The sequence below is a fragment of the Martinezella paranaensis genome (genome assembly GCF_014200235.1).
Lineage (GTDB): Bacteria > Pseudomonadota > Alphaproteobacteria > Rhizobiales > Rhizobiaceae > Rhizobium > Rhizobium paranaense.
This window is the reverse complement of the sequence record NZ_JACHBI010000011.1, coordinates 111,714-132,551: the sequence shown is the minus strand read 5'-3', so window position 1 is coordinate 132,551 and position 20,838 is coordinate 111,714. Positions and strand designations below refer to the sequence as shown.

The following is a 20,838-nucleotide window of genomic DNA, read 5'->3' as shown; positions in this document are numbered from 1 at the left end:
ACGATGCAGCTTGGTGTTCGCGCTGCTTCAAATCGATCAAACTCTTGATACGTCTCCGTCGGCCACACAAATCTCGACGAGCATGAGCTGGCGATCCGTCAGGCGCGACGGATAGATTTTTGACAGCTGCTCCTCGTGCATGGGAACGATTCGTCGTTCGTCCATACCAACGATTTTGAGCATCTCCTCGGCGGACTCGATCAGACGTGTCTGGCTGCCATTGGCAAGGCCCGGCGGCACAAAGCAGGGATCGGTGGCGTCCTCACCCGTGAGGTTGCTGTAGGTGTAGATGACGTCGCCGGACAGGACAAACTTGCCGTCTCCACCGCCCGTCTCCACCACCACATATTGCGATCCTGCGGTATGGGTGTCGAATGCCGGATAGACATGAACGCCTGGCACTAGGTTTTCCCGCTCTCCCTCCACCAGTTCCAGGCGGCCTTCGATATTTGCCTGGGTCAGATAGAGGATATCCGCCGGATTCAGTCCGGCCTGCAATGAACGGAAGCGCCGACCCTTTGCCAGAATCCACATCCAGGATTCCAATTCTTTCTTCTGAATGAAAATCTTAGCATTTGGGAAGAACTTTAGGCCGCCAATGTGATCGAAGTGCGCGTGCGTGAGGATGACATGCGTGACGTCTTGGGGCCTGATCCCGCATTCCCCGAGAACGATTTCCGGAGGCGTCCAACCGGTAACGCCGATTGAGTTGGCGATCTGGCCTCCGAAATCGGCGACGTCGTGACCGGCATCGACCAGAACGACTGCATCTCCTGACTTGATGAGTATGTATGCGAACGGCAGGTTCATCGTGCCCTGATTATGGGCGCCGTAAAAAACCCCGCTGACCGGGTGCACCGGGCTTCGAGAGTATTCAAGCACCCAGATCGAATGCGTTCCCATGGTCTTCCTCCCCATGTCCAAGTAGGGACCCTCCACAGCATGCTGTCGTGTCGAAGGTCGACGTGCCTAAGATGGCGGCCGATCGTTTCAGCTCGATCGCCGCATTTGAAAGCAGCCCCAGCAGGGGTGCATCTGAAACCAGGACACCGCGCTGCAGGTGCTCCTCCGCCTCGACAAGCAGGCCATCTGCCCGTCCAAGATGGGAGAGTGCGTGGCCCTGCCCCGCGAGACCGCGCAAGCCCGCAAGCGAGGAACGGACGGATCGCTTTATCTCTGTGGCGCGATTGGCGAGTTCTCCAATCAAGAGGCGCATGCTCTTCTCCCTCAATGCCATATGCATGAAGGAGTAGATCGCGAGGAGCTCGCCATATGTCCTGACGAGCGCCTCGAGGCATGCGCGCGCCTCCGGCGATGGAACCGAACCCACGAGCGCTTCACAGCGGAAGCCGCCGAAAACGGTGCCTCCGCTGGCCATCATCGTACAGCCGTCGGCAGCGGAGCGTTTGACGGAAGAAGGCTCGCCTCAGTCAAAGCGTCCCAAAATGCACCGGGTATTGTCTCGTTGATCGCCTTGACGTTCTGCTCGACTTCCAATGCGCTCTTTGCACCCATGACCAGCGTGGCCACTGCCGGATGCGCATAGACGAATTGCATCGCCGCTGCAGGCAAGCTCACCGCATATCTTAAGCAAATGCTCTCGATGGCCTTGACCTTTTCGACGACGGCCGCCGGAACCTTGCCGTAATCGTAAGTGGCCGCGGGACCGCTTACGCCGGTCGCGAGGATCCCGGAATTGAAGATCCCGCCGGCGATCACGGAGACGTTCCGCTGGAGCAACTCGTCGAACGCGGCCTCAAGCGGGGCATGATTCAAAAGGGTGTAGCGGCCGGCGATCAACGAGCAGTCGATCGGAAATTCACGGGCGACACCCACGACAGACTCGGCCTCGTTGACACCCAGACCAATGGCCGATACGGCTCCGCTGGAGCGAAGTTCGTCCAGTGCCTTGTAACCGGAGGCCCGCAACTGGTTCCAATAGAATTCGCTCTGGTCGCCGTGCCATGCCCGACCAACGTCATGCACGAGAAGAACGTCAATATAGTCTAGGCCGAGGCGCTGTTGGCTGTCTTCGAATGCGCGCATCACGCCGTCATAGGTGTAATCGTAGGTATCGAGAAACGGAAGCGGGTCGATCCACTCGATGCCGTAGACGGTCTCTAACTTCTTCGTCCTGCTTGCGGGCTTCAATACGCGTCCGACTTTGGTGCTTACCACCACGTTTTCGCGCAGCTTGTTCGCCCTGAGGGCATGGCCAAGATAATGCTCCGACTTGCCGAATCCATACATCGGCGCGCAATCGAAATAGCGGATGCCGGCCGCATACCCGGCGAGGATGGTCGCTTCGAATTCGTCGTAGGAGACATCGGCGTTGAAGCCAGAGAGCGGCACTGTGCCTAGCCCAAGCGAAGTTACCTGCACTTTGCTTTTTCCGAGCGGCCTAGTTTCAAGTTCGGTCATGTGATCATCCCTAGATGTCGATAGGAGGCGTCGAAGCGATGTAGCTTCCGCCATGCCGTCATTGTTCGGGTAAAGCCCGTGTCCCAAATGCGTGTCATGTCGCCGGCGTCTGCCGCCAACCACACCAGAAATGCTTGATGGACCTCCGTGGCCTGACTCCTCAATCGGCAAGGTGTAAGGTATAAGGTCATACCTATAGAGGCAAGCGTTTTTTGCATGCCGCCATCCGCATTTTGCGAATTGCTTAAAAATGCCGCCTACGCGCAACGGGGCGCGGCAGCTCGTCTCAGCCGATCGTTGATTGCCCTGCCAAGGCCAATCAGAGGCACAGGGGCGAATGCAATCATGTCACTCGCGCCGGCCAAGGCGTCGGCTTCACTCATGGCGGTGTAGAGGTTGCGGGCAGCTTCCTGAAGGTCACCGGAAGAAGACAGCGTCAATTGACAGCCCTCGCACTCCGGTCCGAAACCGACCCAGACCATATTGGCGGCAGGACGGTCGACATTCATCTGAACGGCGGCTTCCGGAGCATAATGGCTCTTTAGCTGGCCTGGTGCCGAGACTTTTTGGGGCCCAGTGTCCTCGTCAATCGGGCCGAGTAAAGCTTCCAGTGCCTCCCGCGGAACTGACCCGTGGCGTAGAATGATCGGAGATCCGACCAAAGACAGAATAGTCGATTCCAGGCCGTGATCGCATATGTCTTCTTCCACGATTCCCGAAATCCGTCCGTCCAACTGGCGGACAACTTCCACGAAGCGGGTCGAGGTGACCTTCCCGGAACGATTGGCTGAAGGCGCTGCCACCGGAAATCCGACGGCCCGGATCAGCCGTTGGGCGACACTCGACGAGGGAAATCGGATTGCGACATTTTTCATGCCCGCGGTAACTGCGGTTGCGAGCCCCGCGTCTTCCCGCTTTGGCAGGAGCAATGTCAGAGGTCCCGGCCAAAAGCTGGCAGCAGCCAACTCTGCCTCCGGATTGAAATGTGCCATCCTGCGCGCCATTTCCACGTCCGAAACGTGGATAATCAGGGGATTATGCCGCGGGCGTCCTTTGGCTTCATAGATGCGCTCGATCCCGGCGGGGCTGCTGGCGTCCGCGCCGAGCCCGTAAACCGTCTCCGTCGGAAACGCGACAACTTCGCCATTTCGCATGAGCCGGGCGGCAGCTTCAATCGCGCTGTCGCTGACGTCAAAATGACGGGTGGTGGTCATCTTTTTTCCTCGCGCTGGTTCTGGAAGGGAGCAGAGATCGATACGACCAAAGCCATTGGCTCAGGAGGCCCGGTTCGGCGTGCCTCCTGACAGCCTCAACGTCGTCCCCGCTGAGCCAAACTCAGTTCAAGCCGACTACGCTATGCGGCACGTATGGCTCCTCGAGTTCGCGGACCTCGTCGTCGCTTAGCTTGACGGCCAAGGAAGCGACGGCATCCTTCAGATGCTGTAGCTTCGTTGCGCCGATTATAGGAGCCGTCACGCCCGCCTTTGTGTTAAGCCACGCCATCGCAACGAGGGATCGTGGGACGTTCTTGTCGTCTGCAATCTTTGCGACGACGTCTACGACGCGGCGATCCGCCTCGTCCGCGTGACCGTAGAACCGAGCGGTGACATTGTCGGTCTCGGACCTCAAACTGCTTTCCTCCCAAGGCCGGCTGAGGCGCCCGCGAGCCAGCGGACTGAACGCGATGATCCCCACCCCTTCAGCTTTACAGAGCGGCAACATCTCCCGCTCTTCCTCGCGATAAAGGAGGTTCATCTGAGCTTGCATCGAAACGAAACGCGACCATCCGGCAGCGTCCGACTTGTAGAGCGCGCGCGCAAATTGCCATGCGTAACAATTGCTGGCTCCGATGTAGCGAACCTTGCCGCTTCGAACGAGATCGGTCAGCGCTTCCAGCGTCTCTTCGATCGGGGTCGAATTGTCCCAGAAATGAATTTGGTAGAGGTCGATGTAGTCGGTCGCCAGCCGCTTGAGGCTGGCCTCAGCCTCCGCGATGATTGCCTTGCGGGAAAGTCCGACCGCATTCGCTCCGTTGCGCATCTTGCCGTAGACCTTGGTGGCAATGACAACCTCATCACGCTGCACCATCTCCCTGAGCAGCTTGCCGATGATCTCCTCGCTGGTGCCGTCCGAGTAGGCATTGGCCGTGTCGAAGCAGTTTATGCCCTGTTCGAGTGCCTCTTTGATAAATGGCCTACTGTCGTCTTCGGACAAGGTCCAAGCATGGTTGCCGCGATCGGCGACGCCGAAACTCATGCAACCAAGAACCAGTTGCGAAATTTTGAGACCTGACCGGCCAAGCCGACGATATTCCATCTGTCATCTTCCTTCTGATACGGTTTTAGAGCCGAACTTGGCGAGCGACTGCGCCAGCTCTGGATGAGATTTGGCATATTCATGGAGATCGATTCCGGCGACCGCGGCATCCCAGGCCGCACGAACCGCTCTGACACCCGCCGACGGCCCGCCGGGATGGCTGACGACGCCACCACCACAAAGGTAAAGGTGGTCAAGCGTCTGCTCCGTCCTTCGATAGGTCTCAGGCGCCTGTCCACCCCATTGACCCGAACAAACGACCGGTAACGGGCGGTCGGCATCACTGAAGATCGGTTTCTGGAGATCATGGAACGACTGAACGAAAGACGCGTCCGGCTCCCAGTATTTGGCGGCAATGCCGTTGATCTGGAATTGGTCGACGCCGAGAAGTCGCCAAAGCTGTTGGTAGACCGAGAAATCGAACCCAAGACCAGGATGTCGGGTGAGAAGATCCCAGCCGTTGCGATGGGCGTGCAAGACAAGGGACGACCGCCGACGCAGGAACAGAAAAGCGCCCATGCCGATCGAATTGATGTTGATGACAGCGGCGTTTCCACCCTCGCGCACGACCAGGTCGTGCTTGCGAACCATCTCGTCGGGATCGACGTCGGAAATGCCGAAGGCATACATCACCTTCTTGCCGGTGCGCTGCTCCTGATCCCGGATGATCGGCATGATCGCTTTCACCCGCGCCTCCAACGAGGAGTACGGTGGCGACATCAGTTTCTCGTCGTCCTTGATGAAGTCGACACCGGACGCGACGAGTTCAGCAACCACCTGCGCCGTTTCGTCCGGGGTGAGGCCGAGCGCGGGCTTGATGATCGTGCCGATGATTGGCCTATTGTAGACGCCTGTCAGACGCCGGGAGCCTTCGATCCCAAATTGAGGCCCCGGGTAGACGCCTTCAAACTCTGGAGGCAGCTGCAGGCCGATGACCCTCAGCCCGGTGAATTCCTTGATCGACCAGACCCCGCCCAATGCAACCGTGGTGACTGCCGCGAGGTCAGTTCCGACAGCCTCCAGGGGATAGGCGATTGTTGTCTCCGCTCGGTTGAAGACTTCGCCCGCTGCAGGGAGCGAGGGAACCTCAACAGAGTCCAGTTTCTCGAAAGCGACCACGCGCGCGGCCGCGCGCGCCTTCAGTTGCGGCGTCTCTCCGGGCAGGTCAACAAATGTACCCGTCGACTGGTCGCTTCCGATCTTGACCGCCAAGGCCTCAGCGCTCCCGGCGGTCTCAATCCGATAGGTGACCAGAATGTCCGAGGGCCTGCGCTGAGCCAGATCCATCGCTATCATGCCTCCGGAACTGGCGCGGCTTCAGGGATGAGGCCGGACGACTTCAGGTCGGCCCAGAACGCAGCCGGAACCGGCGTCGAGATCGCGGCGACGTTTGCGGCGACGTGTTCGGGCGCCAGCGCTCCCTGAACCACCGCGGTCACTGCAGGATGTGCGTAGACAAATTGTGTCGCTGCAGTCGCAAGCGAGACGCCATGGCGCTCGCAGACGGCTTCGAGCGCCTCGACCTTGCGGACGATCGCTTCAGGCGCGGGCTGGCAATCGTAGGTGCGGGTGGTTGTCATCGACTTGCTACCCTCGGCGAGGATGCCGGAGTTGTAGATGCCAGCCGCAATGATACCGATGCCGCGACGCTGCATTTCTGGATAGAAATGATCGAGAGCGCCGTGGTTGAGCAGGGTGTAGCGCCCGGCGACCATGGAGCAGTCGAGATCAAATTCCTCTGCCACCTGCAGGACCGACGCGGTTTCATTGACGCCGAGGCCGATGGCCTTCACGGAGCCTGTGCTGCGCAGCTCGTCACACGCCTTGTAACCGCTCGATCTCAGCGCCGAAAGGTGGGTGCTATACGCCTCGCGGTGCCATTCGCCGCTCACGTCGTGGAGATAGAGGATGTCAATGTGGTCCATACCCAGGCGCTGCTGGCTATCTTCGAAAGCGCGCATGATGCCGTCATAGGAATAGTCGTAGTCATCGACGAATGGCAGCGCCTTCACCCAGTCGATGCCGTAAAGGCTCTCGGCGCGCTTTGCGCGGCTTTCCGGCTTGAGTATCCGCCCCGCCTTGGTGCTGACCACGACCTTGCCGATGAGATCGTTGTTGCGAAGGACATGGCCGAGGGAATGCTCGGACTTTCCAAGGCCGTAAAGGGGCGCGGTGTCGAAATAGCGGACACCCAAGTCGTATGCCTTGAGGACGACCGCCTCGAAAGTCTGGAAGCTCACATCGACATTGCACCCGCCGAGCGGCGAGGTACCCAGCCCTAGCGAGGTCAGCGTCACATCGGTCTTTCCAACTTTTCTCTTCAACATGATGGTCGATCCTATTTCCCTGGTGTAAGGCGGACGGCCGTATGGGCCGTCCGCCGTTGTCCGATTACATGTACTTCTCGACATTGGTGGAATCGAGCACGAGCCACGGCACGACGTAGTCCTTCTCGGTGCCGCCCTTCCATTCCATCAGCGAGCCCCAGATTTCGGACTGTGGCTTGTAGCTCTCGCCCTTGATCGCCCGCAGTGCGAGGTCGACCGCGCCCTGGCCTTCGGCGCGGGCGTACTTGTAGAGACTGACCGCCATCTCGCCCTTCTTCACGGCGCGCTTTGCGTCCGGGATGCCGTCGATCGCAAGAACGGGAACGGTCTTGAGATCGATGCCGGCGCTCTTCATGGCTTCGATCGCGCCAAGCGCCATCTCGTCGTTTTCCGCAAGGACGCCGTTGATCTCACCCGGGTGCGCGAGCAACCAGTTCTCCATGAGCGCCTGACCCTCGGCGCGGCTCCAGTTGCCTGTCTTGTCTTCGATGAGCTTGAGGTTCGGGAACTTGGCGAGACCAGCGTCGATGCCTGCGCGGCGCTCGATCTGGGCCGACTGGCCGATCGGACCCTCCATGAGGACGACGTTGCCGCCGTTCGGAAGGCGCTTGGCGAGTTCCTCAGCGATGATCCGGCCGCCTTCGGTATCGTTAACGATGATGGACGCGGTGTATTTCGTCGACTTGGTCTTGAGCGCCGACACGATAAGCGGGATTTTCGCTTCGGCGGCCTTTTCGATCGGCGGTGCCGAGGCCTCGAGGTCGAACGGTGACATGATGATCGCGTTGAATTGTTGGGTGATCGCTGTGTCGATCTGGTTCGCCTGTGTCAGTGGATCATACTTGCCGTCGAAAACGGTGATCTCGACCTCGCCCGATTTGACGGCGGGATGGTTCTGGATTTCCGTCGACCAAGCCTTCATGTACTCGCCGGACTCACCGAACGAGAGAGCCGCGATCCGAATTTTGTCCTGCGCGAAGGCGAAGTTCCCGCCAGCCAACGTCGCTACGGCGATTGCCATACCCACACCCGCATTGAGCAGGTTCCTCCTAGACATCTGCATTTCATATTCTCCTCTGGTTTAAGATACGTCCGGACGCGACACGCTGGGCCGGACATTGTCGCCGGCCTTCCCCGGCGGCAATTTCGGGATTGGTCTTATTTGCGGATTTGGTCGGCGATGACCGCGACCACGATGATCGTGCCCTTGAGGACCTGCTGGTAGTATGAAGACACGCCCATGAGGTCCATGCCGTTGTTGATCGTGCCGATGATGAGCGCGCCGATCAGTGTGCCGAGCAGCGATCCGCGGCCGCCCGCAAGGCTCGTCCCGCCGATCACGACGGCGGCGATCGCATCGAGTTCATAACCGATGCCCGCTTGCGGCAGCGCAGCGGTAGTGCGAGCCGTCAGGACAAGCCCCGCAAGACCAGCCAGGAGGCCCGAGATCACATAGGTCGCACCGACGATCACCTTGGTGGAAATGCCGCTCGTGCGAGCCGCCTTCTCGTTGCCGCCAACTGCGTACACATAACGGCCGAAAGTCGTATAGTTTAGAACGGTCCATCCAATCAGGAAGACGACGAACAGGATGACGATCGGTACCGGGATATACATGATCTGCCCGGAGCCAATCCACTTGAAGGGATCCGACAGATTCGGGATGGGGCGTCCTTCCGAAAAGATCAAGGTGAGCCCGCGGGCCACGCTCAACATGCCAAGCGTCACTACGAACGGCGGGACCTTGACCGCGGCAACAAGCACTCCGTTCACCAAGCCGAGGCCGGCTCCCGCCGCGAGGCCCGCAAAGATACCGAAAAGCACGAACTGCTCGTTGGTCTCCGTTACGAGGCTGGCGGCGATCATGCCCGCGAGCGCCATTACGGAGCCGACCGATAGGTCGATGCCTTTAGTAAGGATGACGAAGGTCACTCCGATCGCCAGAATGCCGTTGATCGACGACTGGCGAACGAGATTCAGCCAATTCAACCATGTCATGAAGTACTGGTTCGCGAACGCGAAGAACGCGACGATCAGGAAAAACACGAGAACGATGCTGAACTGCCTGATCATTTCCCCGGCGCGGAAGTTTCCGGGCTTCGCCGCAGCGATGGTATTCATTACTCAAGTCCTCCCGTGAATGGGGCTATGACCGCTCATCAGCTCGCCATGTCCATAAGCGTCTGTTGCGTTGCTTCGGCACCGGCGATGATGTTGAGGAGCTGCCCCTGTTTGAAAATCGCGATCCTGTCGCTGAGCTGCATGATCTCCGGTGCCTCCGAGGAGACCACGAGGACGCCGTTGCCCTTCGCCGCGAAGTCTCGCAGGAACGCGTAGATCTCCTGCTTGGAACCTTCGTCGATGCCACGCGTCGGTTCGTCGCAAATGAGAAGCTTTGGATTTGTCAGAAGGCACCGGGCCAGCACGACTTTTTGTTGGTTGCCCCCTGACAGAGTTTCGACGGCAACATCTGGCGACGCCGACTTGATCCTCTGCGAGACGATCATGTCTTGAACCGCGCTGCGCTCTTTGTCCCCGCGGATGAAACCGCTGATGGCCATCAAGGCCAGCGATGAAAGCGTGATGTTGTGGGCGATCGATGCCGAGAGCACGAGACCACTGTCCTTGCGATCCTCGGTCACCATCGCCATTCCACGTTGAATTGCGTCCTTAGGACTGCCTGGCTTGACCTTACCGCCGTTGAAGACAACTTCGCCTCCCGTTGGTGAGTGCAGCCCGAATATTGTCTCGAGGAACTCGGTCCGCCCGGACCCAAGCAGCCCGTAGATCCCGACCACTTCGCCGGACGCCACGTCTAGCGAGATGTCTCGGAAATGAGGCCCGCGCGCCAAGTTCGAGACCGAAAGCAGGATTGGCGCGTCTTCGAGAGGCTTGCCCTTCTCGACCAGCTTGACTTCACGGCCGACGATCTGTGTCACAAGATGGCGGCGGTCGATGTCTTTGATGTTTCCAGTCTCGATGAAACGGCCGTCGCGGAAGACTGTGTACTCATCCGCGATCTCGAAGATTTCGGTGAGTTTGTGAGACACGTAGATAATTGCGGAACCGCGCGCGGTGATCTTGCGGAGCGCGTTGAACAAGACATGGACTTCGTGTTCGCCGATAGCAGATGTCGGCTCGTCCATGATGACGATATGTGCCCGATAGCTGAGAGCCTTCGCAATTTCGACGAGCTGAATCTGGGCGAGGCTCAGCTCCCCCATCTTCTTGGCAGCGTCGACTTCAAAGCCGAGTTCATCGAGGAATGCCTGGGCGTCCCTGCGCATCTGGCTAAAATCGACGAGCACGCCAAGTCGCTTCGGCTCGCGGCCAAGGTAAAGGTTCTCGGCGACGGTCATCTCGGGGACGGGGGAAAGCTCCTGCGTGATGATCGCGATGCCGTGACGCAAGGCGTCAGCGGCGCTTTTGAAGTCGACCTGCTCGCCATCGATCTCCACTATCCCTCCATCGCGGCGGAGCAGTCCCATCGTGATGTTGAGGAATGTCGACTTGCCGGCGCCATTACCGCCGCACAAGGCATGGACGGTCCCGGCCTTTAGAGTTAGTCGGCCATCAACGAGCGCTGGGACGCCGTTGAACGACTTTTCCACGCCCTCGGCCCGCAGAAGCACGCGTGCCGAAAACGACTGCGCGGTTCCCTGAACTGTTATCTTCTCAGTTGCGTTGACCATGATATGACGTCATACCTCGTAAAATCGAAATCTATGCCGCGTGTGTGCGGATCGCATGCCGTATTGGTTCTACGCGCCGTCCAGTTCGAGGATCGCGCGTGCCTCCTGGGGTGTAGCCGGCTCACGTCCGACCTTTTGGGCAATCTCAACAGCGCGCGATATGACTTCCGCGTTCGTGGGTGTGCAGAACTCGCGATAGGGATAGTCGCCTATTCCAATAGCCATGTGGCCGCCCAGACGGCAGATCGCAGGAGCAATGTTCAACAGATTGCCCCCAAGGCAATTGACCGTCCATTCGATCGGCCGGTCGTCGGGCAGAAATGCAAGATGCGCCATGAGACCCGCCTCGGTCGGCGGATGCCCGGTAATGTATCGCCCTCCCGTTAGGTGCAGGAGAAAGTAGGCGGGCCCCCTCACAAGGCCCGCGTCCATCAGGGCGATCGCGCGGCGCGTGAACCCAACAGACCAGGAAACTAGCTTCGGCTTTACGCCCTTTTCGGCCAAGGTACGCGCGTAGTGCGCGAGACTTTCGGTCGTGTTGAGATACAAACGTTCTGGATTTTCGAACCTGCGCGTCTCGGCATCCCAAAGCTCGAGATTGGCCGAACCGGTATCGATGGGCGCAATATCGGGCTTCGTAGCAGGGTCCAATGCCAGGGTTGCGACCGTGTCGATGCGCTTCATGGCGTCGGCATCATTCGAGATAAAGCCGAGCGTGGGAAGGATGAGTAGATCGGTCGCCTGCCTGACTTCGCGGATGATTTCGGCGTTTGCCTCAACGGTGTTTGTCGCACCGCCGTCGGCTGTCCTGGCATGATAGTGCAGAATCGCCGCTCCCGCCTTGCGGGCTGCAACGGCGGCCTCAACGATCTCGTCGGCGGTGTATGGGATATTAGGGTTGGATGTGCGCGGCGCGTACTCGTTGACCCTGGCTTCGAGGATGATTTTCTTTTGCATCTTTCGCTCCTTACGCCGCCAGATAACCAGAGGTGCCCGCCTTTGCCCGCAGGAAGAAGTCATCGGCACCAATCTGCCCGCCCTTCAGCATGACTTCGAGGCCATCGACTTCGGCGTCGCCCGGCGCATCCAGGCGGCAGACATGGCAATTTTGAACTTCGTCAAAAACGGCGATCTCGAGCGCTTCGGCGCCGATTGTCCGCACCGCATAGCTCGAACTGTCACCGCCCGAAAACACGATCCGCGGCAAGGAAACCGCGCGGCGCACGGCACGCGCAACGTCACAGTAGATGGCGCCCAAGCGTTCCGCGGGAACATCGCCGCCGGGCAGACGGCCGGTTTCCCCGCGAGCCGTGTAGATGATTGTAGGTCGACCGCGCACAAGGCTCTCGATCGCCTTCAAAGCAGCCTCCCGCGCAACTGCCTCAGCATCATCATCGGACCGGATTGTCGAGACATCCAAGTGGACAAGGTTCCACCCGGAAGCTTCGGCCACCGCGATCTGGCGCCCGGTTTGCAGGGCGCAACTGCCTGATAAGACGAGTAGATTTTCGACGCCGGCAATCTCCGTCTTGACGGGCTCCGCCGACGATAGCAGGCCCAAGCGGGCCCAAAGAGCGCCGAGGTGTTGCGCCAAGCCTTGAGCTGCTAGCGCGAACATCGGACGTGTCGGATACCGCGCCCAGAGCAGATCGGCGACAGCCGCAAGATCCGCATTTTCGAGCCCATCGAAAATGACCCCTGCCCCCTCTTGGAAGGCCTTGAAGACACGCTCCTCCATTGCCGAGCGGCTCCGGATTGCGGGAAGCGTGACGTTGACGAATTCCTTATCTGTCTGCCCAGCCAGATGCATGCGCAGATCCGCCTCGTGCATCGGCGTCCTGGGGTGGCGCGACATGCTCGGGTGCCGGTCGAGCCGCTCAATCCTGTCGGCAAAGCGCGCGAAATGATTTCCGAAACAGGTGTAGCGCCCGAAGTCCGGGGTCGCGGCGAGGACTGGAACATCCCTCTTGCCGAAGTGAGCCGCAGCGCGCGCCAGAACAGCACCATAGCTTCCAACGGTGGGCGATGAGTCGAACGTAGAGCAGATCTTGTATTGGATAAGCGGACTGTTGAGGGTGCGCATGATCGAAAACGCACTGTCAAGCTCCTCGTCGAGCTCGACGCCGGACAACGCCCTTGCGGTACCGGCGAAGCCAAGCACATCATAAGACAGAGAATCTGTTGACGCCGTCCGTGCTGAAGGGCGTGCGAGATAGAGTTTTCCCTTCACACCACTGCGATGGAACTGCGCCAGGTTTTCGGAAGAACCCGTGAAGTCGTCGCCGTAAAACACGGCCTTGAGCTTGCCAGCTGATGTCATCGGATCCTCCCAATATCCCGGCCGAGGATATCTTCCTCCATACATCAGCCGGGCTTCACTCTTGACAATACTCATAGAAGCAGCTCATAACTCTGTCAAGGTCATACCTTATACCTTATACCTCATATCGAGAAAATTGGAGGACGACGAGATGAGACTTTCTGGACGCACTGCCGTGGTGACGGGCGCTGGCCGGGGCATCGGACTGGCAATCGCTGAAGCCTATGTTCGCGAAGGCGCGAATGTCGTTATCGTCGACCGCGATCTGGAAGTGGCGAACGAAGCCGCCGAGCGGCTTGGGGAGCGGGCTTTGGCCGTCCGCGCCGATATTTCGGTCAACGAAGACGTTGAGACGATCGTTAAGGAAACGATTGGCCGGTTCGGCACGGTCGACATACTCGTGAACAACGCGGGCGTGGGCGCAACCACTCTGTTTCTCGAAAGCTCAAGGGAGGAATTCGAACGCGTCGTCCGGATCAATCTGACCGGAACATTCCTCGTGGCGCAAGCCTTTGCTCGGATCATGGCCGCCAAAGGCTATGGGCGGATCATCAATATCGCTTCGCTGTCCGGTCAGAAGGGCGGTGTCGGACGTTCGGCCTATGGAGCCTCAAAGGCCGGCGTCGAACTCCTCACGAAGGTTATGGCGGTCGAACTCGCGGAATCGGGAATCAACGTGAATAACATCGCACCGGGCCCGATATTGACCGAGGTCTCGAAAGTCATGCACACGGTCGAAACGCGTGACGCCTATCATCGGCTAGTTCCGCAACGCCGTTATGGCGAACCATCGGAAATCGCTGATGCCGCGGTGTTCCTGGCGAGCGACGATGCTGCCTATATTACGGGGCACACCCTGAACGTCGACGGCGGCTTCCTGGCCGCTGGCCTCATGTTCCCATTCGATCCAAAAGCCTCGAAGCGGCTGGGACAAATCAGCGAATAACCTGGAGAAGTGGCCAGTTCGACGTTCGGCATTTGTCGCAAGCGGTAAAACGCGGTATGACCTCGTACCTTTTCGATTTCTGATTGGAGCGTGACCAGGAATGCTGTCTGTTGACCCAAAGAAAATCCCAAGCCGGCTGGACATAGCGCTCGACTACATTACGGGCGAAATTGCCAAAGGCAACCTCGGGCCTGGTGACAAACTTCCCAATGAAAAAGAGCTGGCCCAGCTTCTCGGGATCAGTCGCACTCCAATCAGAGAGGCGATCAAAACGCTCGCGGTCTCGGGTCTTGTCGAGACGCGTCATGGCTTTGGAAATTACATCCGTAAGGACGAAGGCCTTCCGGCGATGCCGCTCGCGATGTTTCAGCTCTATCTTCAGAGCTCGACGCCTGAGATGCTGATGGAACTGCGATACATTTTCGACCGCAACTGTTCAGAACTCGCGTCGCTGCGGCGTACGGACGAAGACCTCGCCACGATGAGAGAGTGCATCGACCGACTAAAAAGGCTGTCGGAGGATGCGAACTCCGCGATCGAAGATCTCCTCAAGGCCGATCTCGATTTCCACCGAGCAATATACAAAGCTGCCGGAAACCCGTTGATCGTCGTGATCGCCGACTTCGTGCTGACGATGGTCGCGCCTTGGGTGCAAAAATCGCTAGAGGTCAGTGGCAAATGGCGCGCAGTCGATCTCCACGAACACATGTTTCAGATGATCCGGGACAGAAAGACCGGTGACCTCAGCCGCGAAAGCGTCGAGGAAAACATGGAACACTTCCGCACATCCCTGCTGAAATGACAGCCAGGGCATCACGTCAAGGCGTGGCGCATCTTGCATTTCCCGCAGGTCGCACTGCGATCATCACCGGCGGCATCTGAAGGCGGACGCGAAGCCCGGATACCGTATGCCGCCCGGCCTATTCGCCGGGTTCTGAAAATTGCCAGAAAACGATAATGCGCCAGGCTGATTGCGCCTGGCGCGTCGACCGCGAGCAATGCTTGCCCAGCCTTCCAACTAGCGGGTGTGGTATTTCGTATCGACCTCGTCGATGGCGGCAACATTGCTGGCCGAGCGACCGTTCTCGTCGAACCTCTGGGCGAGGAAGGAGTCGACGATCGTCTTCGCAAGTTCCGATCCAATGACGCGGGCGCCCATGGTAATGATCTGGGCGTTGTTCGACAACGCCGCCCGCTCGGCGGAATAAGTATCGTGTGTGAGGGCTGCCCTAATACCCGGCACCTTGTTTGCCGAAATGCAGACGCCGATCCCGGTGCCGCACACCAGGATGGCCTTGTCATAGGTGCCGTCGAGCACGCCGTTGGCGACCCTGTCGGAGAGGTTCGCATAGAAATCGTCGAGACCGGCGTCCGTCCGGGAGACCTCGAACACCTCGAAACGGTCCTTGAGATAATCGGCGAGGACCTTGGCGAGGCCTTCGCCCGCGCTGTCGCCTGCTACTGCAATTTTCATCTTCATCACTCCTCAGATTTTGGCCGCGCACTTTTCGAGGATGTCGAGGTAGCCCTCGATCTTCCAGGCCGAGCGGCCGATGAACAGCCCATCGACATGGGGGCAGGATATGAGCTCTTCGCAGTTGTCCGCGTTGACCGAACCGCCGTAAAGGCAGGGAATGCGCCGGCCGAGCACGGCTTCCGCGAACGCGATGATCTCGGCCTGGCGGGCGTCGGCGTAGTCCGCTGTCGCGGGGATCCCATCGACGCCAATGGCCCAAACAGGCTCGTAGGCAAGCAGTATCGGTTTGTGCTTCTGGTCGGTAGAAAGGCTTCCCAACGCGCCGCGAACCTGGCGCTCGAGGACGTCGCGGGCTCGCCCGGCCTCGCGTTCGGAAAGTGTCTCCCCTATGCAGATGAGCGGGATCAAGCCGTGGCGAACCGCCGCCCCGACTTTCAGTCCTACCGTCACGTCCGTCTCACCGAAATGTTCACGCCTCTCGGAGTGACCAAGCTCGACGATGTCGAGGTTGCAGTCCTTGAGCATCAAGGGTGAAATCTCGCCCGTCCAGGCGCCCTCCTCGTCCCAATGCATGTTCTGCGCGCCGACCTTCACCGACGTGCCCGCCAACGTGGTCTTCACTTCCCGGACAACAGTGAAAGGAGGGATGACAAAGCGCTGGATGCGCGGATGGGACGTGATGTCTGCGGCCCTGAGACCGTGCGCAAACTGCGCGGCATCGGCAAGCGTCTTGTTCATCTTCCAGCTGGTGCCAATCCAGAGGGTTTTCTTCTCGGTCATCGCCGCTTCACCACGTTTGCGTTCAAATGGATGTTGGCCGACCTAGAGCGAGCCGGCTCGATACCGCTTCGCCATTTCCGCGAGCGGCACAACATGAATGGAGCTTGCGCGTCCTGCCGTTCCGAAAGCTTCGAATCTCTCGCGGCACAGCTTTGAAAGCGCCGTCATTGCAGGCTTCAAATATTTGCGAGGGTCGAATTCTGTCGGATCTTCGGACAGCACTCGGCGCACCTGCCCGGTCATTGCCATGCGGCAATCAGTGTCGATGTTGACCTTTCGCACACCATGCCGAATGCCGCGCAGGATTTCCTCGAGCGGCACGCCCCAGGTGGGCTTCATCCGCCCGCCGAAGCGATTGAAAATTTCTTGCAACTCCTCCGGCACGCTTGACGAACCGTGCATGACGAGATGGGTATTCGGAAGTTTCCGGTGAATCGCCTCGATAACATCCATTGCCAGCACGTCACCGTCCGGCCGGCGTGAGAACTTGTAGGCGCCATGGCTGGTGCCCATTGCGACGGCAAGCGCATCCACCTTGGTCTCCGCGACAAATTTCGCCGCCTCCTCCGGATCGGTCAAAAGCTGATGCGGATCGAGCTTGCCTTCGACGCCGTGACCGTCTTCCGCCTCGCCCGTACCGGTCTCAAGCGAGCCCAGAACGCCAAGCTCCCCTTCCACCGAAACCCCTGCCCAATGGGCCGTGTCGCTGACGCTTCTCGTGACCTTGACGTTGTAGTCCCAATCCGCCGCGGTTTTCCCGTCAGCAAGGATCGATCCGTCCATCATGACGGACGTAAAACCATGCTGGATCGCGGTGACGCAGGTGCTCGGTTCGTTTCCGTGGTCAAGATGGACGCAAACGGGGATATGCGGATAGATTTCCGTCACAGCCTCCATCATGTGCTTGAGCATGATGTCGTTGACATAGGCTCGGGCCCCACGGCTCGCCTGGAGAATCACAGGCGAATCCGTTCCGTCGGCCGCTTCCATGATGGCAAGCGCCTGTTCCATGTTGTTAATGTTGAACGCCGGGACGCCGTAGCCGTGTTCGGCGGCATCATCCAGCAGCTGGCGGAGAGTAATCCTGGCCATGACGTGTTACTCGCTGGTTGGATTGGAATTGAGATAGCTTGCGATCACGTCGACCTCCGTCGCCGAACCGAAAACCAGCGGCGTGCGGCAATGGTGAGAGGTCGGGATCTTGTCCAGGATGGCGGTCGTGCCGTCGGTGGCCCGCCCCCCGGCCTGCTCCATCAGGAACGCGATCGGATTCGCTTCATACACCAGGCGAAGGCGCCCATTTTCAAAGCCGGGTCGCTTGTCGCCGGCGTAGAAGAACACACCGCCCCTGATCAGGATCCGGTGGAGCTCTCCGACTGCCGATCCGAGCCAACGCATGTTGAAATCGCGGCCGCGCGTTCCCTCCTTGCCGGTCAGACAATCCTGAAGATACAGGCTCATGGCAGGGTGAAGGTGACGGTGGTTGGAAGCGTTATATGCAAGCTCGGACGTGTCGCGAGGTATCTGAACCTGCCTTTTGACGATCAGGAACTCGCCGGTTTGGGGATGCATCGTCGCCAGCAGCACACCCTCACCGACCGAAAAGCCCAAATCGACCGTGTTGCCGAATGAGACATAACCGGCCGCGGCCTGGCGCTTTCCAGGGGTTAAAAAGGGATCTTCAGCTTCGCAGAAAGGCATGATCGAGAAGATCGTGCCGACGGGCGTGCCCAGCCCGACATTGCCTGAACCGTCGATCGGATCGATTGCGACCGCAAAATGCTGGCCATTGAGCATAACTGGCGCGTCGGCCTCCTCGGACAGGACCCTGGCAGCGCCTGCGCGTGCGAGTATTTCGACGAACAACTCGTGCGACGCGATGTCGATTGCCTTTTGCGCATCACCGTCGGTATTTGATCCGACAAGGTGGGCCAGATCGCCCTCCAGGGAACCGGCTGCGATGCGTGCGGATAAAAGACAGGCGCCATCCAACACACCGTGGATTAGAGCCGCCACCCCCTGACGGGACAAATCCTCAGCAGCCCAGGTCGAGAGGTACTCATCGACAGAACCATACTGGACGCCCGCTTCGTCATTTCCGGGTGTCGCCGGCGCGCTCATTGCTTGCCCCTTATCCTTGCTAGGGCGCGCGTGACGATTGCGTCACCCGTGATCCCAAATTGCTCGTACAGCGTCTCGGCCGGCGCAGACGCTCCGAAGCCGGACATCCCAATCACGTCGTCTTCGCTGTCGACATACCTAGTCCAGCCGAACTTCGAGAGCGCTTCCACGGCAATGCGCGGCGCGTTGCCGAGGACCGAGCTGCGGTAATCCTTGGGCTGCTGTTCGAAGAGATCCCAGCTCGGCATCGAGACGACAGCGGCGGGAACGTTTCTCGCCTCAAGCTCGTCGGCAGCCTGGATCGCAAGCGCGACTTCCGTTCCAGTGGCGATGATTGTGACGGCACGTTCGCTGCTCGCTTCCCGCAGCACATAGGCTCCCCGTGCGCAGCGATTGATGCCGTCACGCTGGGCGCGCAGTTGCGGGACATTCTGCCGCGAGAGCGCCAAAACCGACGGCGTGTTCTTGCTGGTTATTGCAAGATCCCAGCATTCCAGCGTCTCGATGGTGTCGGCCGGCCGGAATACATGCAAGTTCGGCATTGCCCTGAGGCTGGCAAGATGCTCGACCGGCTGGTGCGTCGGACCGTCTTCGCCAAGACCGATCGAGTCATGCGTCATCACGAAGATAGAGCGGACGCCCATCAGAGCCGCCACACGAATGGCATTGCGGCAATAATCCGAGAAGACGAGGAACGTGCCACCATAGGGTATGACGCCGCCGTGAGCCGCCATACCGTTCATCGCGGCGGCCATGGCAAACTCTCTAACGCCATAGCTGACATACCGCCCGCTTGCAGCGGCGGTGAAATCGCTGTCGACGGCCGGAACCCGGGTCAAGTTTGAGTGGGTGAGGTCAGCGGACCCGCCGATCATTTCCGGAAGCAGCTCCGTCAGCGCTTCCAGTGCGATCTGGCTTGCCTTACGCGTTGCCACTGATTGCGGCTTGTCGAGCAGCTTTGCCTTGGCGGCGTTGACCGCTTCCTCATATCGCGCTGGCAATGAGCCGGCGGTGCGGCGTTCAAACTCACTTCTGACATCTGCGCCCGCTGCTTCGAGCCGCGCTTGCCAGTCCTTGCGCGCCTTGGCGCCCTTCGCGCCGACTTCGCGCCAAGTTTTGAGGATTGGAGCAGGAATCTCGAAAGTGTCCGCCGTCCAGCCATAGACTGCCTTCGTCGCGGCGGCTTCGCTGGCGCCGAGCGGTGCACCATGTACGGAGCTTGTTCCTGCCCTTGACGGAGAGCCGTATCCGATGATGGTTTTCAGGGCTATGAGGGATGGTCTGGATCCTTCCGTCTTCGCCTGCGAGATCGCCGCGTCGATCGCATCCGGATCATGACCGTCAACGCGCTGCGTGTGCCATCCGTAGGCGTCGAACCTCGCGAGCACATCTTCCGAAAACGCGATTGCGGTCGAGCCGTCGATGGTGATGGAGTTGTCGTCGTAAAGGACGATCAACTTGCCGAGCTGCAGGTGGCCGGCCAGCGAAGCAGCTTCCTGACCAACACCTTCCATGAGACACCCATCTCCACAGAAAACGTAGGTCCGGTGATCGACAAGCGCTGCGCCAAATTCGGTTGATAGGCGCCGCTCCGCGATAGCCATTCCGACAGCCGACGCGATCCCCTGTCCGAGCGGCCCGGTGGTCGTCTCGACGCCAGCGGTGTGCCCGTATTCGGGATGACCTGGCGTTTTGGAGCCCCATTGGCGGAAGTTGCGAACCTGCTCAATCGTCATGTCTTCGTACCCGGTGAGGTGCAGAAGGCTGTAGAGCAGCATCGAGCCATGGCCGTTCGACAGGACGAAACGATCGCGGTCCGGCCAGCCAGGTTCGCTTGAATCGAACTTGAGGTGCCGGCCGAACAGCACCGCCGCCGCATCAGCCATGCCCATGGGCATTCCGGGGTGCCCGGACTTTGCGGCCTCAACCGCGTCGATCGACAGGACACGGATAGCGTTCGCGAGATCGCGGATCGAAACTGCTGCTGTCAATTCTTCCTCCCTCATAAACCGCGACTAATGTGGCGCACTTTTCTGGATATCACAATATCGAAACACAAAATAACGTATCCTATACGACAAACATAACAATATCACATTCAGCTGCAAAAAGTCTGCCCATCGACATCATACCTCATACCTTATACCTCTCCATTTGCGCAATAGCTTTTATTTGACTACCGCGTCGATCGGGAGCCGTAAGGATCGTTCCGGGTCGATTTCATGGGGGCGGTCTGCCTCGATCCGTTTGGTGGCAAACGGACAAGGCGACCACCGTGATGACTACCGCGTTGGGCACTCACGGTGGTTGAAACCATCCCAAATGCGGGATGCTCAATTCGGCTCGCCGATGTTTCCGACATTTCTTCAGTTGACAGCTTTTACAAATGCATTAACGTATACGTTATTGAATTCGAGGAACTCAATAGGCCTTAAAGG

19 protein-coding genes are annotated in these 20,838 nt (G+C 59.3%); 2 read left to right on the top strand and 17 right to left on the bottom strand.

Going from position 1 to position 20,838, the window contains the following annotated elements:
* Window positions 1-36: 36 nt before the first annotated feature.
* From GGD50_RS23850 to GGD50_RS23795, 12 genes are all read right to left on the bottom strand, one after another.
* Window positions 37-903, bottom strand: a complete 867-nt coding sequence (locus GGD50_RS23850) for an N-acyl homoserine lactonase family protein (protein WP_004129760.1) — start codon at window positions 901-903, stop codon at window positions 37-39.
* Window positions 875-1,216, bottom strand: a complete 342-nt coding sequence (locus GGD50_RS23845) for a hypothetical protein (RefSeq protein WP_245314367.1) — start codon at window positions 1,214-1,216, stop codon at window positions 875-877. Before GGD50_RS23845 ends, GGD50_RS23850 begins: the two co-directional genes overlap by 29 nt.
* 161 nt (window positions 1,217-1,377) lie before the next feature.
* A complete protein-coding gene (locus GGD50_RS23840; protein ID WP_037155979.1) occupies window positions 1,378-2,421 on the bottom strand; it encodes an aldo/keto reductase in 1,044 nt (347 codons plus the stop codon).
* A 257-nt stretch (window positions 2,422-2,678) separates the two neighbouring features.
* On the bottom strand, window positions 2,679-3,635 hold the full coding sequence (locus GGD50_RS23835; protein WP_004129766.1) for an L-threonylcarbamoyladenylate synthase: 957 nt from the start codon (window positions 3,633-3,635) through the stop codon (window positions 2,679-2,681).
* 121 nt (window positions 3,636-3,756) lie between these two features.
* Complete coding sequence (locus GGD50_RS23830) at window positions 3,757-4,737, bottom strand: aldo/keto reductase (protein WP_004129768.1); 981 nt, start codon at window positions 4,735-4,737, stop codon at window positions 3,757-3,759.
* Between the two features lie 3 nt (window positions 4,738-4,740).
* Complete coding sequence (oiaX, locus tag GGD50_RS23825) at window positions 4,741-6,024, bottom strand: 3-oxo-isoapionate-4-phosphate decarboxylase OiaX (protein ID WP_013984675.1); 1,284 nt, start codon at window positions 6,022-6,024, stop codon at window positions 4,741-4,743.
* Window positions 6,025-6,029: 5 nt separating this feature from the next.
* Window positions 6,030-7,064, bottom strand: coding sequence for an aldo/keto reductase (locus GGD50_RS23820; protein ID WP_013984674.1), 1,035 nt, complete (start codon window positions 7,062-7,064; stop codon window positions 6,030-6,032).
* A gap of 64 nt (window positions 7,065-7,128) precedes the next feature.
* Window positions 7,129-8,127 (bottom strand): substrate-binding domain-containing protein, encoded by a 999-nt coding sequence (locus GGD50_RS23815; protein ID WP_004129775.1) that lies wholly within the window; start codon window positions 8,125-8,127, stop codon window positions 7,129-7,131.
* 95 nt (window positions 8,128-8,222) lie between these two features.
* Entirely contained in the window at window positions 8,223-9,185 is a 963-nt protein-coding gene (locus GGD50_RS23810; protein ID WP_004129777.1) for an ABC transporter permease, read from the bottom strand.
* Window positions 9,186-9,223: 38 nt separating this feature from the next.
* Window positions 9,224-10,756, bottom strand: a complete 1,533-nt coding sequence (locus GGD50_RS23805) for a sugar ABC transporter ATP-binding protein (RefSeq protein ID WP_004129779.1) — start codon at window positions 10,754-10,756, stop codon at window positions 9,224-9,226.
* 69 nt (window positions 10,757-10,825) lie between these two features.
* Window positions 10,826-11,713: a beta-keto acid cleavage family enzyme gene (locus GGD50_RS23800; protein ID WP_183939832.1), complete on the bottom strand. Its 888-nt coding sequence runs from the start codon at window positions 11,711-11,713 to the stop codon at window positions 10,826-10,828.
* A gap of 10 nt (window positions 11,714-11,723) precedes the next feature.
* Window positions 11,724-13,076, bottom strand: coding sequence for a four-carbon acid sugar kinase family protein (locus GGD50_RS23795; protein ID WP_004129781.1), 1,353 nt, complete (start codon window positions 13,074-13,076; stop codon window positions 11,724-11,726).
* A 151-nt stretch (window positions 13,077-13,227) separates the two neighbouring features.
* On the opposite strand from GGD50_RS23795, the gene GGD50_RS23790 reads away from it, so the two are divergent.
* Both GGD50_RS23790 and GGD50_RS23785 read left to right on the top strand, forming a co-directional pair.
* Entirely contained in the window at window positions 13,228-14,022 is a 795-nt protein-coding gene (locus tag GGD50_RS23790; RefSeq protein WP_004129782.1) for an SDR family NAD(P)-dependent oxidoreductase, read from the top strand.
* Between the two features lie 100 nt (window positions 14,023-14,122).
* Window positions 14,123-14,824, top strand: a complete 702-nt coding sequence (locus tag GGD50_RS23785) for a FadR/GntR family transcriptional regulator (protein ID WP_004129783.1) — start codon at window positions 14,123-14,125, stop codon at window positions 14,822-14,824.
* A gap of 216 nt (window positions 14,825-15,040) precedes the next feature.
* On the opposite strand, the gene derI is transcribed toward GGD50_RS23785, so the two are convergent.
* Genes derI through tkt form a run of 5 tightly spaced genes read right to left on the bottom strand, consistent with a single transcriptional unit; the run spans window position 15,041 to window position 20,406 of the window.
* Window positions 15,041-15,496 (bottom strand): D-erythrulose-4-phosphate isomerase, encoded by a 456-nt coding sequence (gene derI / locus GGD50_RS23780; protein ID WP_013984669.1) that lies wholly within the window; start codon window positions 15,494-15,496, stop codon window positions 15,041-15,043.
* A 12-nt stretch (window positions 15,497-15,508) separates the two neighbouring features.
* Window positions 15,509-16,279 carry a triose-phosphate isomerase gene (locus GGD50_RS23775; RefSeq protein ID WP_037155982.1) on the bottom strand — a complete coding sequence of 257 codons (771 nt, stop codon included), beginning with the start codon at window positions 16,277-16,279 and terminating at the stop codon, window positions 15,509-15,511.
* Window positions 16,280-16,321: 42 nt separating this feature from the next.
* Window positions 16,322-17,371 (bottom strand): class II fructose-bisphosphate aldolase, encoded by a 1,050-nt coding sequence (fba, locus tag GGD50_RS23770; protein WP_004129785.1) that lies wholly within the window; start codon window positions 17,369-17,371, stop codon window positions 16,322-16,324.
* A 6-nt stretch (window positions 17,372-17,377) separates the two neighbouring features.
* Complete coding sequence (locus GGD50_RS23765; RefSeq protein ID WP_004129787.1) at window positions 17,378-18,400, bottom strand: class 1 fructose-bisphosphatase; 1,023 nt, start codon at window positions 18,398-18,400, stop codon at window positions 17,378-17,380.
* The gene (tkt, locus tag GGD50_RS23760) at window positions 18,397-20,406 is read right to left on the bottom strand and encodes a transketolase (RefSeq protein WP_004129789.1); all 2,010 of its coding nucleotides are present in this window, start codon (window positions 20,404-20,406) and stop codon (window positions 18,397-18,399) included. The genes GGD50_RS23765 and tkt overlap by 4 nt, the downstream gene beginning before the upstream one ends.
* Between the last annotated feature and the right edge of the window lie 432 nt (window positions 20,407-20,838).